Source organism: Bradyrhizobium sp. NBAIM14, assembly GCF_020193895.1.
Taxonomy (GTDB): Bacteria; Pseudomonadota; Alphaproteobacteria; order Rhizobiales; family Xanthobacteraceae; genus Bradyrhizobium; species Bradyrhizobium yuanmingense.
This window is the reverse complement of the sequence record NZ_JADYVQ010000002.1, coordinates 267,675-282,161: the sequence shown is the minus strand read 5'-3', so window position 1 is coordinate 282,161 and position 14,487 is coordinate 267,675. Positions and strand designations below refer to the sequence as shown.

Below are 14,487 nucleotides of genomic sequence, written 5' to 3'. Positions count from 1 at the left end.
CCGCTTTCGCGGGGAATGACAGCGGTGGTGAGGCGACGCTCGTCCACCCCTTACCGCAAGTCGCTAATACTCGTGCCCGTGCTCCGGCAACGTCACCCCGAACACCTGCACCAGATCCTTCACCTGCTCCGGCGACAGGTAACGTGGGTTCATCCCGCGCAGCAGCAGGTACAGCCTCGCCGTCTCCTCCAGCTCTTCCGTCGCGAACACCGCCGCTTCCAGCGTGTCGCCGGCGACGACCGGGCCGTGATTGGCGAGCAGCACGGATGAGTACTTCCCAGCCAGCCCCTTGATCGCATCTGCGACCGCGGGATCGCCAGGGCGGTAATAGGGCACGAGCGCGGTGGCGCCGCATTTCATCAAATAATAGGCCGTCATCGGCGGCAGCGCGGCGCGCGGATCGATCTCGGGCAGCATCGACAGCGCCACCGAATGCGTGGAGTGCAGATGCACGATGGCCCGCGCGCTGCCGCGCGTGTCGTAGAGCGCATTGTGCAGCGGAACTTCCTTGGTCGGGGCATCGCCCGAAACCAGCCGGCCCTGCTGGTCCAGCCGTGACAGTTTCGCGGGATCGAGGAAGCCGAGCGAGGCGTTGGTCGGCGTCACCAGCCAGCCGCCATCGTCCAGCTTGACGCTGATATTGCCGGAGGAGCCCGGCGTCAGCCCGCGCTCGAACAGGGACCGTCCGAAGCGGCAGATGTCCTCGCGCAGCAATGTCTCATTGCTCATGGCCGTCATGCCTGCTTGTCTCACGCTTTGGCAGCGCGGCCAAGCCGTGTTATTCGGTTGCCAAGCTGCCGCAAAGGGCGGCCATCTGGGAAACGCTCGCAAGGGTCAGTTGCATATGTCCGCCTCCACCTCACAAAATCAGCGTATTGCCGTCGTCGGGCTCGGCTCGATGGGATTTGGCATGGCGACCTCGCTCAAGAGCGCCGGCCATGCCGTGACCGGCTGCGACGTCTCGGCGGATGCCGTCGCGCGCTTCGTGAAGGACGGCGGCGCGGGGGCCAAGACGCCGGCCGAAGCGGCCAAGGACGCAGACATCGTCGTCAGCGTGGTGGTCAATGCCGCGCAGACCGAAACCATCCTGTTCGGCAAGGATGGCGCCGCCGAGACCATGCCCAAGGACAGCGTGTTCATCTCCTCGGCGACGATGGATCCCGACGTGGCGCGCCGTCTTGCCAAGCAGCTGGAGGCGACCGGCCGGCACTATCTGGATGCGCCGATCTCCGGCGGGGCGCAGCGCGCCGCGCAAGGCGAATTGACGATTCTTGCCTCCGGCAGCTCGGCCGCCTTTGCCAAGGCGCGGCCGGCGCTCGATGCCATGGCTGCAAAGCTCTACGAGCTCGGCGATGCGGCCGGGCAGGGCGCTGCGTTCAAGATGATCAATCAGCTGCTCGCCGGCGTTCACATCGCCGCCGCCAGCGAAGCCATGGCGTTCGCAGCCAAGCAGGGCCTCGACATCCGCAAGGTCTACGAGGTGATCACGGCCTCGGCCGGTAATTCCTGGATGTTCGAGAACCGCATGCCGCATGTGCTCGACGGCGACTACACGCCGCGAAGCGCGGTGGAGATCTTCGTCAAGGACCTCGGCATCATCCAGGACATGGCGCGCACGGCCCGATTCCCCGTGCCGGTCTCCGCCGCCGCGCTCCAGATGTTCCTGATGACATCGGCCGCCGGCATGGGCCGCGACGACGACGCATCGGTCGCGCGCATGTATGCGCAGGTCACCGGCGTCAAGCTGCCCGGCGACAAGTAACAGAGGATCTCCAATGCCCCGTTTCGCCGCCAATCTCTCGATGATGTTCACCGAGGTGCCGTTCCTCGACCGCTTCGACGCCGCCGCGCAAGCGGGCTTCACCGCGGTGGAATTCCTGTTTCCGTACGAGCATGCCGCCGAGGCCGTCGGCGAACGGCTCAAGCGCAACGGCCTGACCCAGGCGCTGTTCAACCTGCCGCCGGGCGACTGGAACGCCGGCGAGAAGGGCTTTGCGGCGCTGCCATCGCGCTTTTCCGATCTCAAGGCGAGCCTGGAGACGGCGCTGCCTTATGCCAAGGCGACGGGCGTCAAGCGCCTGCACCTGATGGCCGGCATCGCCAATCGCGGCGAGCGCGTCGCGATCGAGGCCTTCTACAAATCGGTGGCCTGGGCCGCCGAGTTCTTCGCGCCGCACGGCATCGACATCGTGATCGAGCCGATCAATGCGCGCAACGTGCCCGGCTACTTCCTCAACGATTTCGGCTTTGCGCGGGATCTGATCCAGGAGCTGAGGCTTGCGAACCTGAAGCTCCAGTTCGACATCTATCACTGCCAGATCATCCATGGCGACGTCACCATGCGGCTGCGCGAGATGATGTCGATCATCGGCCACATCCAGATCGCGAGCATTCCCTCGCGCAACGAGCCCGATGGCGAGGAGCTGAACTATCCGTTCCTGTTCGGTGAGCTCGACCGGCTCGGCTATGCCGGCTTTGTCGGCTGCGAATACAATCCGCGCGGCAAGACCACCGATGGCCTCGCCTGGTTCAAGCCCTATGCGGGAGTGAAGCCGTGACCCCAGCGTTAGGCTGCATCGCCGACGATTACACCGGCGCCTCCGATCTCGCCAACACGCTGACGCGCGCCGGCCTGCGCACCGTCCAGACCATCGGCATCCCTGCCGACGATCTGATGCTGCCCGAGGTCGATGCCGTCGTGGTGTCGCTGAAGAGCCGCTCGATCGAGGCCGGCCTTGCCGTGTCGCGCTCGCGCGCGGCGGACAAATGGCTGCGCGGCCGCGGCGTGGGCCACGTGCTGTTCAAGATCTGCTCGACCTTCGATTCCACCGACGCCGGCAATATCGGCCCGGTCATGGATGCGCTGCGCGCCGATTGCGGCGAGGGAGCCGTGCTGGTGACGCCTGCCTTTCCGGAGACCGGGCGCACCGTCTATCAGGGCAATCTGTTCGTCGGCGCCGTGCCGCTCAGCGAGAGCCCGCTAAAGGACCATCCGCTCAACCCGATGCATGATTCCAACTTGGTGCGCGTGCTGGCGCGCCAGAGCAGCACGCAGATCGGCCTCGTCGATCTCGCCACCGTCGCGCGCGGCGCGGAGGCCGTGCGGGCACGGCTGGCCGAGCTCGCCGCCAGGGGCATCGGTGCTGCGATCATCGACGCCGTGTTCGACCGCGACCTCGAGACCATCGGTCTCGTCGCCGCTGAACATCTTCTGTCGGTCGGCGCGTCCGGCATGGGCCTCGGGCTTGCGCGCGCGCTGGTGTCGACGGGCAAGGTGAAGTCGGCACCGAGCGGCGAAACCGGCGCGGCCGTCGGCGGCCTGGCGGCATGCCTTGCCGGCAGCTGCTCGCAGGCGACGCTTCAGCAGATCGCCAGCGCCGAACGCAACATGCCGGTGCTTCATCTCGATCCGGAGCGGATCGTCGCGGGCGCTGCTGAAGCGCAGCGTGCGCTGGACTGGGCGAGGCCGCGGCTTGCGGAAGGTCCGGTGCTGATCGCTTCGAGCGCGACGCCGGACGCCGTTGCGGCCGTGCAGGCACGCCATGGCCGCGATGCCGCAGGCCACGCGATCGAGCAGGCCATGGCCGGTATCGCCGAGGGTCTGGTGCAGGCCGGCGTCCGTCGCTTGATCGTCGCCGGTGGCGAGACATCCGGCGCCGTGGTCGATCGGTTGAAAATTCCTGGATTTCTCGTAGGAGTAGAAATCGCGGCGGGAGTCCCGGTGCTGCGCGCGGTCGGTGCAAGCTCCGGCGAGATGTTGCTCGCTTTGAAATCTGGAAACTTTGGCGGTCCGGACTTCTTCTCCGACGCGCTTAGGCTCATGCGCTGAGCGCAGAGCCTCCTTAGTCCATCGTTCATTTCTTTCGGCTTCGGTACTCGTACGGAGCCGCAGTTAACATTTGCGCAGGTGCTCTGCGCTCAGATGTCGCCGCAGCTCCTCTTTGGTTGATTCTTAGAGCTTCGACGCGCATCCGCGCCAGCACAACGAGATCCGATTATGTTCGCCAACATTTCCATCCGCGCCAAGATCATCAGTGTCGTGGCATTCCTGCTCGTCGCGATGGCCGGCATGGGCCTGCTCGCCATCATGAAAATGCGGTCGATGAACGCCAACACGGTCGACATCACGATGAATTGGATGCCCAGCGTGCGGGTGCTGGGCGAGCTTCGGGCGAGCGTCATCACCTATCGCAACGTGGTCCGCCAGCACATGCTTTCCGACACGCTGGACGAGAAGCTCGCCAACGAAAAGACGGCCGTGACGGTGCTCGAGGCGCTTGCCAAATACCGCAGCCGCTACGAGCCGATGATCACCTCGCCGGAGGAGAGGGCGCTCTACACCCAATGGGCAAAGCTCTGGGACGATTACAAGAGGGGCACCGAAGAGGTGATGGCGCTCTCGCGCAAGGAAGCCGGCAAGATCCCACACGAGGCCCGGGAGCTAAATACGAAGACCGTCAACAAGCTCGGTCTTCAGGCAGACGAGGTCCTGACCAAGGACATCGAGCTCAACACCAAAGGCGGAGAACAGGCCGCCCAGGACGCCGCCGACAGTTACGCCTACGCCTTCATGCTGGTCTCGGCCATTCTCGGCGCTGCTATCGTCATCGGCATCGCCGTCAGCTTCTATCTCGTCCGCGACGTCTCTAGCGGCATCAACTCGATCACCCTGCCGATGCAGGCCCTGGGCCGAGGCGACCTCTCCGCCGAAGTCCCGCATCGCGGCGAGAAGACCGAGATCGGCGCCATGGCCGACGTGCTCCAGATCTTCAAGGAGGCGTTGATCGCCAAGAAGGCCGCCGACGAAGCCGCCGCGGCCGACGCCGAAGCCAAGATCGAGCGCGGCCGCCGCGTCGACGACATCACCCGCGAATTCGAAACGATGATCGGCGAGATCGTCCAGACCGTGTCATCGGCCTCGACCCAGTTAGAGGCCTCCGCCTCGACCTTGACCGCGACCGCCGACCGCTCGCAGCGGCTGGCGACCACGGTGGCCGACGCTTCGGAGGAAGCCTCCACCAACGTGCAGTCGGTGGCCTCGGCGACCGAGGAGATGGCCTCGTCGGTCGGCGAGATCAGCCGCCAGGTGCAGGAATCGGCGCGGATGGCGGGCGATGCAGTCGGTCAGGCCCGTGCCACCACCGAGCGCGTCAGCGAATTGTCCAAGGCCGCCGCGCGCATCGGCGACGTCGTCGAGTTGATCAACACCATCGCCGGCCAGACCAACCTGCTGGCGCTGAACGCCACCATCGAGGCGGCGCGCGCCGGCGAAGCCGGCCGCGGTTTTGCCGTCGTCGCCTCCGAGGTGAAGGCGCTCGCCGAGCAGACCGCGAAGGCGACCGGCGAGATCGGCCAGCAAATCTCCGGCATCCAGGCGGCGACCAACGACTCTGTCGGCGCCATCAAGGAGATCTCCTCGACCATCGAGCGCTTGTCGGAGATCTCGTCGGCCATCGCGGCTGCGGTGGAAGAGCAGGGCGCCGCGACGCAGGAGATTGCCCGCAACGTGCAGCAGGCGGCGCAGGGCACCCAGCAGGTGTCGTCCAACATCACGGACGTGCAGCGCGGCGCGACCGAGACCGGCACGGCCTCCTCGCAGGTGCTGTCCGCGGCGCAGATGCTGTCGAATGATTCGGGCCGGCTGAAGAACGAGGTCAGCAAGTTCCTGACCAACGTCCGCGCCGCGTAGACAGACGTGGGTTCCACAAGCAAGGGCGGCGCCATCGGCGCCGCTCATAGTTTTTCCTGCGCGCGTTGCGCTGTCGATATGCCCGTAGAATTGCGACGTACTCTTCAGCGAAAGCTCCGTACTACTGCGTAGCGTCGTTAAACCTAACAATCCTGAGCGACGGTAAGATCGTGGCGGAAGTCGTAGCACGATCGGAGCCGGTCCGGACCAGCAACTCCCGACCGTCAGCATTGGGGAGGATTTAATGTCTTGGATCAACAACCTTCGTATTTCCATTAAGGTTTCCGCCGTATTCGCGGCGATCTGTCTCGTCGTCGCCGGCAGCACCGCAGCCATCTACAACTCGCTGAGCGTAATGAATTCCACGGCGAAGATGACAGTGCATACCTATCAGGTGCTGGAGCAGCTTTCCGAGCTTGTCGGTGCGATGGTCAATCAGGAAACCGGCGTTCGCGGCTATCTCGTGTCTGGCGATGCCGGCTTTCTCGCTCCTTACGAAGCCGGGCTGAAACAATTTCAGACTGCGGCGGCCAAAGTCGACAGCCTGACCTCGGACAACGCCACGCAGCAGAAGCGACTCGAGCAGGTCAAGGCGCTTGCCAACGACTGGGCAACCAACGTCGCGCAGCGCGAAATCGCGCTGATGAAGGATCCGGCAACCCAGGCGAAGGCGCGTGAGCTCGAGGCTTCCGGAGCCGGCAAGAAGTCGATGGATGGCCTCCGCGCCGTCGTCCAGGAAATGGACAGGGAAGAGCGGTCGCTGTTGTCAGTGCGGGCGGCTGCCTCCGACGCCGCCTCGTCCAGCGCCACCATGGCCATGCTGATCGGAGGCCTCGTCACCCTGCTGCTCTCGCTCGTGGGCGCCTTCGGCGTCGCCTTCGCGGTCACCCGCCCGATCCAGCGCATCACGACCGAGATGGGTGTTCTCGCGAATGGGGACACCTCGGTGATCGTATCGGGTATCGAACGCAAGGACGAGATCGGTGAGATGGCTCAGGCGGTCCAGGTGTTCAAGACCAATGCCATCGAGGTCGAGCGGCTGAAGGCGGAACAGGCTGAAACCGAGCGTCGCAATGCCGAGCAGCGCAAACGCGACATGGTCAGGCTCGCCGACGACTTCGAGAGCGCCGTCGGCCAGATCATCGGAACAGTGTCGTCGGCATCGACCCAGCTGGAAGCATCGGCCACCACCCTCACAGGTACGGCCGAGCGGTCCCAGAAGCTCGCGACCACGGTGGCCGGCGCTTCGGAGGAAGCCTCCACCAACGTGCAGTCGGTGGCCTCGGCGACCGAGGAGATGGCCTCGTCGGTCGGCGAGATCAGCCGCCAGGTGCAGGAATCGGCGCGGATGGCGGGCGATGCAGTCGGTCAGGCCCGTGCCACCACCGAGCGCGTCAGCGAATTGTCCAAGGCCGCCGCGCGCATCGGCGACGTCGTCGAGTTGATCAACACCATCGCCGGCCAGACCAACCTGCTGGCGCTGAACGCCACCATCGAGGCGGCGCGCGCCGGCGAAGCCGGCCGCGGTTTTGCCGTCGTCGCCTCCGAGGTGAAGGCGCTCGCCGAGCAGACCGCGAAGGCGACCGGCGAGATCGGCCAGCAGATCTCCGGCATCCAGGCGGCGACCAACGACTCCGTCGGCGCCATCAAGGAGATCTCCTCGACCATCGAGCGCTTGTCGGAGATCTCGTCGGCCATCGCGGCTGCGGTGGAAGAGCAGGGCGCCGCGACGCAGGAGATTGCCCGCAACGTGCAGCAGGCGGCGCAGGGCACCCAGCAGGTGTCGTCCAACATCACCGACGTGCAGCGCGGCGCAACCGAGACCGGCACGGCCTCCTCGCAGGTGCTGTCGGCGGCGCAGATGTTGTCGAACGATTCGAGCCGGCTGAAGAGCGAGGTCAGCAAGTTCCTGACCAACGTCCGCGCCGCGTAAGGCGCGGCCGAAGGATAGATCAAACCGGGAGCGGCGCCCAAAAGCGCCGCTCTTTTTTTTCTGCGGTAGCGTGATGTCGTCTGGCGGTAGGATCATGGGGAGCCGACCGTAAACATACGGGGCGCCCGTTTCATGGATAGTTAAATTCGATTCACGAGAATCGGCGGAAGGCGCCTCGAGCAGCGGCCGTCCTGTCTTGGAATGAACGCATACCGCATTGTTTGGGGGCTCTGATGCGCAAGAATCTTCCCGTCACCACCGTTGAATATCCGGTCAGTGATGAGACGTTGATCGTTTCGCGGACCGACCTGAAGGGCAAGCTCGCCTACTTCAACGAGGACTTCCTCGCTGCCGCCGGATTCACGTCGGCGGAACTGATGGGCCAGCCGCACAACATCGTCCGCCACCCCGACATGCCGCCGGAGGCATTCGACAATCTCTGGGACACGCTGAAGGCCGGCAAGCCCTGGCTCGGCGCAGTCAAGAACCGACGCAAGAACGGCGACTTCTATTGGGTGCTGGCGACGGCTTCTCCGATCCGCGAGAACGGCGAGGTCAAGGGCTATACGTCGATCCGCACCAAGCTGCCGGCCGACCAGCGCAAGCTCGCCGAAGAGGTCTATGCCGCCATCCGCGAGAAGAAGCCGCATGGCTATCGCATCGACGCCGGCATCATCCGCCGCCGCTCCTGGCTCGACCACTTCAGCATCTTTACCGGGACGCTGAAGGCGCGCCTGATCACGATGATGGTGCTGCAGTCGCTGTTCATGCTCGCGCTCGGCATCGGTGGCGCGGTCGCCACCGGCGGTTCGACCAGCCTGATCCTGTCGCTGCTGGCTGTCGCCGGTGCGGCTATCGTCGGCTTCGCAGGCCTTGCGACCATGCGTGCTATTCAGGGACCGATGCGGCAGCTCAACGACACGCTGGTCAACCTCGTGCAGGACAAGCTTGACAATCGCATCGTGATCGAGCGCGACGACGAGATCGGCGAGGCGCTGCGCAACCTTCAGACCGTGCAGACCATCGTCCGTTTCAGCCGCGACGAGGTGCAGGCGGTGCAGCGCCGCGCCGAGGCGCAGCGCAAGGCCGACATGACCAAGCTTGCCGACGGTTTCGAGGCGGCGATCGGGGAAATCGTCGAGACCGTATCGGCCGCCGCGACTGAGCTTGAGGCATCGGCCTCGACCCTGTCCTCGACCGCGGGCCGGGCGCAGGAGCTGGCCACGGTAGTTGCGTCCGGCTCGGAGGCCGCCTCCAGCAATGTCCATTCGGTGGCTTCGGCTGCCGAGGAGATGTCGTCCTCGGTGCGCGAGATCGGGCGGCAGGTGCAGGATTCCTCCCGGATCGCGAGCGAGGCGGTCAGCCAGGCGCATGCCACCACCGAGCGTGTTAGCGAGCTGTCGCGGGCTGCGGCGCGGATCGGCGATGTCGTCGAGCTCATCAATGCGATTGCCGGCCAGACCAACCTCCTGGCACTCAACGCTACCATCGAGGCGGCGCGGGCTGGCGAAGCCGGCCGCGGCTTCGCGGTGGTGGCCTCCGAGGTCAAGGCGCTCGCCGAGCAGACGGCCAAGGCCACCGGCGAGATCGGCCAGCAGGTCGGCGGCATCCAGGCGGCGACGCAGGATTCGGTCAGCGCCATCGGGGAGATCAGCGGCACCATCGCGCGTCTGTCGGAGATCGCTTCGGCCATCGCGACGGCCGTGCAGCAGCAGGGCGCAGCGACCCAGGAGATCGCCCGCAACGTGCAGCAGGCCGCCCTGGGCACCCAGCAGGTCTCGTCCAACGTCGGCGACGTGCAGCGCGGCGCCTCGGAGACGGGATCAGCGTCCACGCAGGTGCTGTCGGCGGCCCAGATGCTGTCCCGCGATTCCAACCGCCTCAAGCTCGAGGTCGGCAAGTTCCTGAACTCGGTTCGCGCCGCCTGACTCTCGACCGCGTCGGAAAAAACAGGCGCCGAAGGGCTGAGATCTCGTAGGGTGGGCAAAGGCGCTCTTGCGCCGTGCCCACCATTCTTTCCGGATCACACGAAGGCCGTGGGCACGCTTCGCTTTGCCCACCCTACGAGATCACGCCACCCGCCACTCGGGCACGTTATCTTCTGCCATAGCGATTTCGCCGAACGAGCCGACCGGGGTGCGATCCATGGCGAGCAGCTGCGCCAGCGTCGCGCCGTCGCTCGCCGGGACCCGCGCCAGCGTGCGGCGATCGTCCTCTGTCCGCAGCATCACGACGCCATGCTCGATATTGCCGCCGCGGCCGTAAAGCACGGTGAAGCTCTCGACCGTGCCCTTGCCAGTGGCCTCCGCGACGAACTCCGGCACCGCGCGCTTGTTGCGGTCCGCATCGGCCTGCACGCTCGTTTCCTGCACCAGCGCCTCGCGCGGCGCCGTCTTCGACACCACCAGCGCGTGGTGCTTGGTGACGAAGCCGCCCTGGCCATAGAGCAGGCCGAGCTTGGCGCCGTCGCGCAGCCGCCGCACCATAGCGCAGGCGGCATGCGTCATGTAGGTGTTGAGCGGCGCGCCGAAGAAGGTGAGGCCGCCCGTCACGGTCGGCTGCACGTCGGCACCTAAGCCCAGTGTCCGCCGCGCCATTTTGGGCACGCAGGGGAAGCAACTGTAGAGCTCGATCGCGTCGAAGGACTTGCCGTCGCCGCCGGCGAGGTCCATCGCCGCTTTCAGCACGGCGTTCTGCGGGTGGCTCTCGTAAAACTGGTCGCGCAGCAGATAGTCACGCGGCTCTTCCGCGGAGGCGCCGCCGAGCGGGTAGACCAGTTTGTCTTCGGCGATCCCGGCTGCGCGTGCCTTGGCGAGACTGGTGAGCAGCAGCGCACCGCCCATGTTGACGCTGGGGTTCGCCACCATCAGCTTGTTGTAGGGCCAGGCGATCAGGCGATTGTCCGCGGTCGGCGTCGTAATCTCCTCCGGCGTGTAGCGCCGCTTCAGCCAGGCGTTCGGGTTCTCCGCGGCGGCTTCCGAATAGCGCGACCACAGCGTGCCTGACTCCGCCATGGCTTCGCGTGGCGTCTGACCCCAATGCGCGGAGGAGGCCGCTTCATAGAATGGATAGACGGTCACAGGTCGAAACACGCCGAGCTTCACCGCCAGCGGCTTCTGGAACGCCGCGCCGCGCTTGGGTTCCTCGACGTCATAGGCGAACGGCGTCCACGGCAGCTTGACGCCGGCGCGCTCCGCCTTGGTAGCGCTCGATTGCGCTTCCGCGCCGCACACCGCCGCCACGCTGCACTCGCCGCGCGCGATGCGCTTGGCCGCCTCGTGGATGTAGCGGATCGGGCTCTCGCCGCCGACTGGGCCGTAATAGCAATGCGCGGGCGAGATGCCGAGGCGCTGAGCCAAAAGCTGCTCCGGATCGCGATAGCGCCAGCTCAGGAAATTGACGACGTCGAGCGATTGCACCTCGCCGAGCAGCTTTGCGCCGGCGTCTTGTTCAGCCCGCCGCAGCGCCTGTTCGAGCAGGTCGAGCGGTTCGAGACCCTCGGCGATCTCCTTGGGGCGATCGACGATCTCGCCGATGCCGACGATGACGGGGATGCGGTCTTCGGGGATATTGGTCATTTCTTCTTGCTTCAGTTCACGATGTCAGTTGTTCGTCATTGCGAGCGCAGCGAAGCAATCCAGGATCTTTCCGCGGAGGCAGTCTGGATTGCTTCGCTGCGCTCGCAATGACAAGTGGGATCGTCACTCCGCCACCAGCGCATTCATGTGCTCGACGGCTTCGGCGAAATCCTGCTTGAACTCCTGTACCACCGCACCCGCCGACTTGACGCTGTCGATCAGGCCGACGCCCTGGCCGACGAAATAGCTGACGAGATCGCGCGCCTTGGCGTTGCCGCTTGCGGCGGCTCGGTCGATCGAATGGAAGGCGTCGCGGCTAATGATGCTTTGCAACGGCATCGGCAGCGCGCCCGGGCTATCCGGCGCGCGGTCCCAGGCGTCGGTCCAGACTGAGCGGAGCTGCCGGGCCGGCTTGCCGGTGCGGCCCTTCGAGCGCACCGCATCGCGCGAGGATGCCGCGATCATCTTCTCGCGAAAGATCTCGCTTGTCTCGGACTCGACCGTGGCCAGCCACACCGAGCCGGTCCAGACGCCGGCCGCGCCCATCGCCATGCAGGCCGCCATCTGCCGTCCCGTCATGATGCCGCCGGCTGCCAGCACCGGCACGTCTCGGATAGTCTTGATCGCCTTGATCACCTCCGGCACCAGCACCATGGTCGAGACCTCGCCGCAATGGCCGCCGGCCTCGGTGCCCTGCACGACGAGAATATCGACGCCGGCCGCGACCTGGCGCAGCGCGTGCTCCTTGGCGCCGACCAGCGCTGCAACCGGCACGCCGTGCTTCTTGCCCATCTCGATCATCGCCTTCGGCGGCACGCCCAGCGCATTGGCGATCAGGCGGATCGGATGATTGAAGGAGACCTCGAGCAGCTGAAGCGCGGTCTTGCCGTCGAACGGCTGCGGCTGGTTGTCCGCGACCTCGGTGGTGGTCAGCTCGATGTCGTACTTCTTCAGGAGATCGCGCGTGTAGTTGCGGTGCTCCTGCGGCACGCGCGCTTCCAGGCTCTTCCAGGTGACGTCCTTCTCGCCGGCCGTCGAGATGTTTTCCGGGATGAGCACGTCGATGCCGTAAGGCTTGCCGTCGACGTGATCATCGATCCACGTCAGCTCACGCTCGAGCGTGTCCGGCGTATGCACGGTCGCGCCCAGCACGCCGAAGCCGCCGGCGCGGCTGACGGCGGCAACGACGTCGCGACAATGGCTGAAGGCGAGCAGCGGGAATTCGATCCCCAGCATGTCGCAGATCGGCGATTTCATGGCTCTCTCCCGGCGGCAGGCTTCGCATTCTCGTTGCTTTCGCTGGCAAAGCAAAGTGACGCTAGCCGATCGATGACATGCCGGATCTGGCGAGGCATCTTGTGTGCAGACGTCGCGCTCTATCCGCGGGCCGCAGGCCCTGCGGGCACCCGGGAATGACGGAGGGGAGGGGCTGCCATGACAAAACGCAGAGTTGTCCCATCCGGCAATGCATTGCGGCGCCCTTGTCATCGGCCGTTTGCGGGCTAATTAATGCAGACGCATCCTTTTTGCCCGGAGCCCCGCATGACCGACGCCCCTTACGTGCCGCCCAGAGTCTGGACCTGGAACAAGGAGAACGGCGGGCAATTCGCCAACATCAACCGCCCGATTGCCGGCCCCACCCACGACAAGGAGCTGCCAGTCGGCAAGCATCCGCTTCAGCTCTACTCGCTGGCGACGCCGAACGGGGTCAAGGTCACCGTGATGCTGGAGGAGCTCCTGGCGCTCGGCCACAAGGGCGCCGAATATGACGCCTGGCTGATCAAGATTGGCAATGGCGATCAGTTCGGCAGCGGCTTCGTCGACATCAATCCGAATTCCAAGATCCCGGCGCTGATGGATCGCTCCGGTCCCGAGCCTGTCCGGGTGTTCGAGTCAGGCTCGATCCTGTTCTACCTCGCGGAGAAGTTCGGCGCCTTCCTGCCGAAGGACGTCAAGGCCCGCACCGAGGCGATGTCCTGGCTGTTCTGGCAAATGGGCAGCGCGCCCTATCTCGGCGGCGGCTTCGGCCATTTCTACGCCTATGCCCCGACCAAGATCGAATACGCCATCGACCGTTTCGCGATGGAGACCAAGCGCCAGCTCGACGTGCTCGACCGGCGTCTCGCCGACAACGAATATCTCGCGGGCAAGGACTACACCATCGCCGACATGGCGGTGTGGCCCTGGTATGGCGCGCTCGCCAAGGGGCTGGTCTATGGCGCCGGCGAATTTCTGTCGGTGCAGGACTACAAGAACGTGCAGCGCTGGACCGACCAGATTGCGCAGCGCCCCGCCGTGAAGCGCGGCCGCATGGTCAACCGGGTCTCCGGCGATCCCGCCAGCCAGCTCCACGAGCGCCACGACGCGAGCGACTTCGAGACCAAGACCCAGGACAAGCTCGTGCCCGCAACGTAGCTGACGGGTTCATCACCTCTCCCCGCAAGCGGGGAGAGGTCGAATTCGATCGCAGATCGAATTCGGGTGAGGGGGTACAGGTCCCTCGACAGTCTCGCGCGTGGAGAAAGCCCCTCACCCCAACCCTCTCAGCGCGAGCCAAGCTCGTCGCGGCCCCGTAAGAATGGGGCGAGGGAGCGCACCGTTGCTGCGGCCTATTTCTTCATGCCCTCCGCCGCCGGAAACACCACGCGGTCATCGGTGCGGCAGTAACGGTCGGCGAACATGCGGCCGATCGGGTGATAGCGGTCCATGTGCACCCGCATCGCCTTGTCGTCCCAGAGCTCGTCGCGGATGTGGAAGTGGAGGCCTTCGCCCATGATCAGCCGGCGATCGTCGTTGACGTCGATCAGCTTCCAGAGCTTGCACTCCATCGCCCAGGGCGTGTCAGCTAGCCGTGGCACCCCGATCTTCGTCGAGGGCGCAAGCTTCAGCCCGAGATAATCGGGCTCGCTGATCTCAGGCGGAAAATCGCCGCTGCTCTCGTGCATCGCCCGCGCCAGCGGCTCGTCCGTGAGGTTGACCACGAATTCACCGGTGCGCTGGATGTTGAGAAACGTGTCCTTGTCCTCGCCGTTCGGCTTGCGGTTGGCCGCGAACATGCAGAGCGGCGGATCCTCGCAGAAGGCGTTGAAGAAGCTGAACGGGGCGGCGTTGACCACGCCGGTCGGCCCGAGCGTGGTCACCCACGCGATCGGCCGCGGCAGAATGAAGGACGTCAGCACCTTGTAGCGCTCGCGTGGCGTCAGCTCGCTGGCGGCGTAGTCCATGGTGGCTCCGTTTCTTTCTGCGCCTCTCCCCGTGGGCGGGGAGAGGCCGACGCGCGCCAAGAG

At 65.6% G+C, this 14,487-nt stretch carries 11 protein-coding genes; 7 read left to right on the top strand and 4 right to left on the bottom strand.

Going from position 1 to position 14,487, the window contains the following annotated elements; all coding sequences use genetic code 11:
- Positions 1-63 precede the first annotated feature (63 nt).
- Entirely contained in the window at positions 64-738 is a 675-nt protein-coding gene (gene otnC / locus I6F28_RS07000; RefSeq protein WP_225139552.1) for a 3-oxo-tetronate 4-phosphate decarboxylase, read from the bottom strand.
- 106 nt (positions 739-844) lie between these two features.
- Here otnC and ltnD point away from each other — a divergent pair, with 106 nt between their 5' ends.
- The 6 genes from ltnD (at position 845) to I6F28_RS06970 (ending at position 9,550) form a co-directional block, all read left to right on the top strand.
- Positions 845-1,762: an L-threonate dehydrogenase gene (gene ltnD, locus I6F28_RS06995; protein WP_225139551.1), complete on the top strand. Its 918-nt coding sequence runs from the start codon at positions 845-847 to the stop codon at positions 1,760-1,762.
- Between the two features lie 13 nt (positions 1,763-1,775).
- Positions 1,776-2,558: a 2-oxo-tetronate isomerase gene (gene otnI, locus I6F28_RS06990; RefSeq protein ID WP_225139550.1), complete on the top strand. Its 783-nt coding sequence runs from the start codon at positions 1,776-1,778 to the stop codon at positions 2,556-2,558.
- The gene (gene otnK / locus I6F28_RS06985) at positions 2,555-3,829 is read left to right on the top strand and encodes a 3-oxo-tetronate kinase (RefSeq protein WP_225139549.1); all 1,275 of its coding nucleotides are present in this window, start codon (positions 2,555-2,557) and stop codon (positions 3,827-3,829) included. Before otnI ends, otnK begins: the two co-directional genes overlap by 4 nt.
- A 168-nt stretch (positions 3,830-3,997) precedes the next feature.
- A complete protein-coding gene (locus tag I6F28_RS06980) occupies positions 3,998-5,689 on the top strand; it encodes a methyl-accepting chemotaxis protein (protein ID WP_057027090.1) in 1,692 nt (563 codons plus the stop codon).
- A 244-nt stretch (positions 5,690-5,933) separates the two neighbouring features.
- Positions 5,934-7,622 (top strand): methyl-accepting chemotaxis protein, encoded by a 1,689-nt coding sequence (locus tag I6F28_RS06975; RefSeq protein WP_225139548.1) that lies wholly within the window; start codon positions 5,934-5,936, stop codon positions 7,620-7,622.
- Positions 7,623-7,855: 233 nt separating this feature from the next.
- Positions 7,856-9,550, top strand: coding sequence for a methyl-accepting chemotaxis protein (locus tag I6F28_RS06970; protein WP_225114884.1), 1,695 nt, complete (start codon positions 7,856-7,858; stop codon positions 9,548-9,550).
- 141 nt (positions 9,551-9,691) lie between these two features.
- Here I6F28_RS06970 and I6F28_RS06965 read toward each other — a convergent pair whose 3' ends face one another.
- On the bottom strand, positions 9,692-11,200 hold the full coding sequence (locus I6F28_RS06965; protein WP_225139547.1) for an acetyl-CoA acetyltransferase: 1,509 nt from the start codon (positions 11,198-11,200) through the stop codon (positions 9,692-9,694).
- Between the two features lie 123 nt (positions 11,201-11,323).
- Complete coding sequence (locus I6F28_RS06960) at positions 11,324-12,457, bottom strand: nitronate monooxygenase (protein ID WP_225139546.1); 1,134 nt, start codon at positions 12,455-12,457, stop codon at positions 11,324-11,326.
- Between the two features lie 285 nt (positions 12,458-12,742).
- Between I6F28_RS06960 and yghU the strand changes: the two genes are divergently transcribed.
- A complete protein-coding gene (yghU, locus tag I6F28_RS06955) occupies positions 12,743-13,615 on the top strand; it encodes a glutathione-dependent disulfide-bond oxidoreductase (protein ID WP_225139545.1) in 873 nt (290 codons plus the stop codon).
- A gap of 194 nt (positions 13,616-13,809) precedes the next feature.
- Here the strand turns inward: yghU and I6F28_RS06950 are convergent, their stop codons facing one another.
- Positions 13,810-14,424 (bottom strand): flavin reductase family protein, encoded by a 615-nt coding sequence (locus tag I6F28_RS06950; protein ID WP_036016244.1) that lies wholly within the window; start codon positions 14,422-14,424, stop codon positions 13,810-13,812.
- Positions 14,425-14,487 lie beyond the last annotated feature (63 nt).

Bases quoted from the DNA above. Each gene is read 5' to 3' on its own strand.
- otnC (WP_225139552.1), bottom strand. From the start codon at position 738: ATGACGGCCATGAGCAATGAGACATTGCTGCGCGAGGACATCTGCCGC.
- ltnD (WP_225139551.1), top strand. From the start codon at position 845: ATGTCCGCCTCCACCTCACAAAATCAGCGTATTGCCGTCGTCGGGCTC.
- otnI (WP_225139550.1), top strand. From the start codon at position 1,776: ATGCCCCGTTTCGCCGCCAATCTCTCGATGATGTTCACCGAGGTGCCG.
- I6F28_RS06980 (WP_057027090.1), top strand. From the start codon at position 3,998: ATGTTCGCCAACATTTCCATCCGCGCCAAGATCATCAGTGTCGTGGCA.
- I6F28_RS06975 (WP_225139548.1), top strand. From the start codon at position 5,934: ATGTCTTGGATCAACAACCTTCGTATTTCCATTAAGGTTTCCGCCGTA.
- I6F28_RS06970 (WP_225114884.1), top strand. From the start codon at position 7,856: ATGCGCAAGAATCTTCCCGTCACCACCGTTGAATATCCGGTCAGTGAT.
- I6F28_RS06965 (WP_225139547.1), bottom strand. From the start codon at position 11,200: ATGACCAATATCCCCGAAGACCGCATCCCCGTCATCGTCGGCATCGGC.
- I6F28_RS06960 (WP_225139546.1), bottom strand. From the start codon at position 12,457: ATGAAATCGCCGATCTGCGACATGCTGGGGATCGAATTCCCGCTGCTC.
- yghU (WP_225139545.1), top strand. From the start codon at position 12,743: ATGACCGACGCCCCTTACGTGCCGCCCAGAGTCTGGACCTGGAACAAG.
- I6F28_RS06950 (WP_036016244.1), bottom strand. From the start codon at position 14,424: ATGGACTACGCCGCCAGCGAGCTGACGCCACGCGAGCGCTACAAGGTG.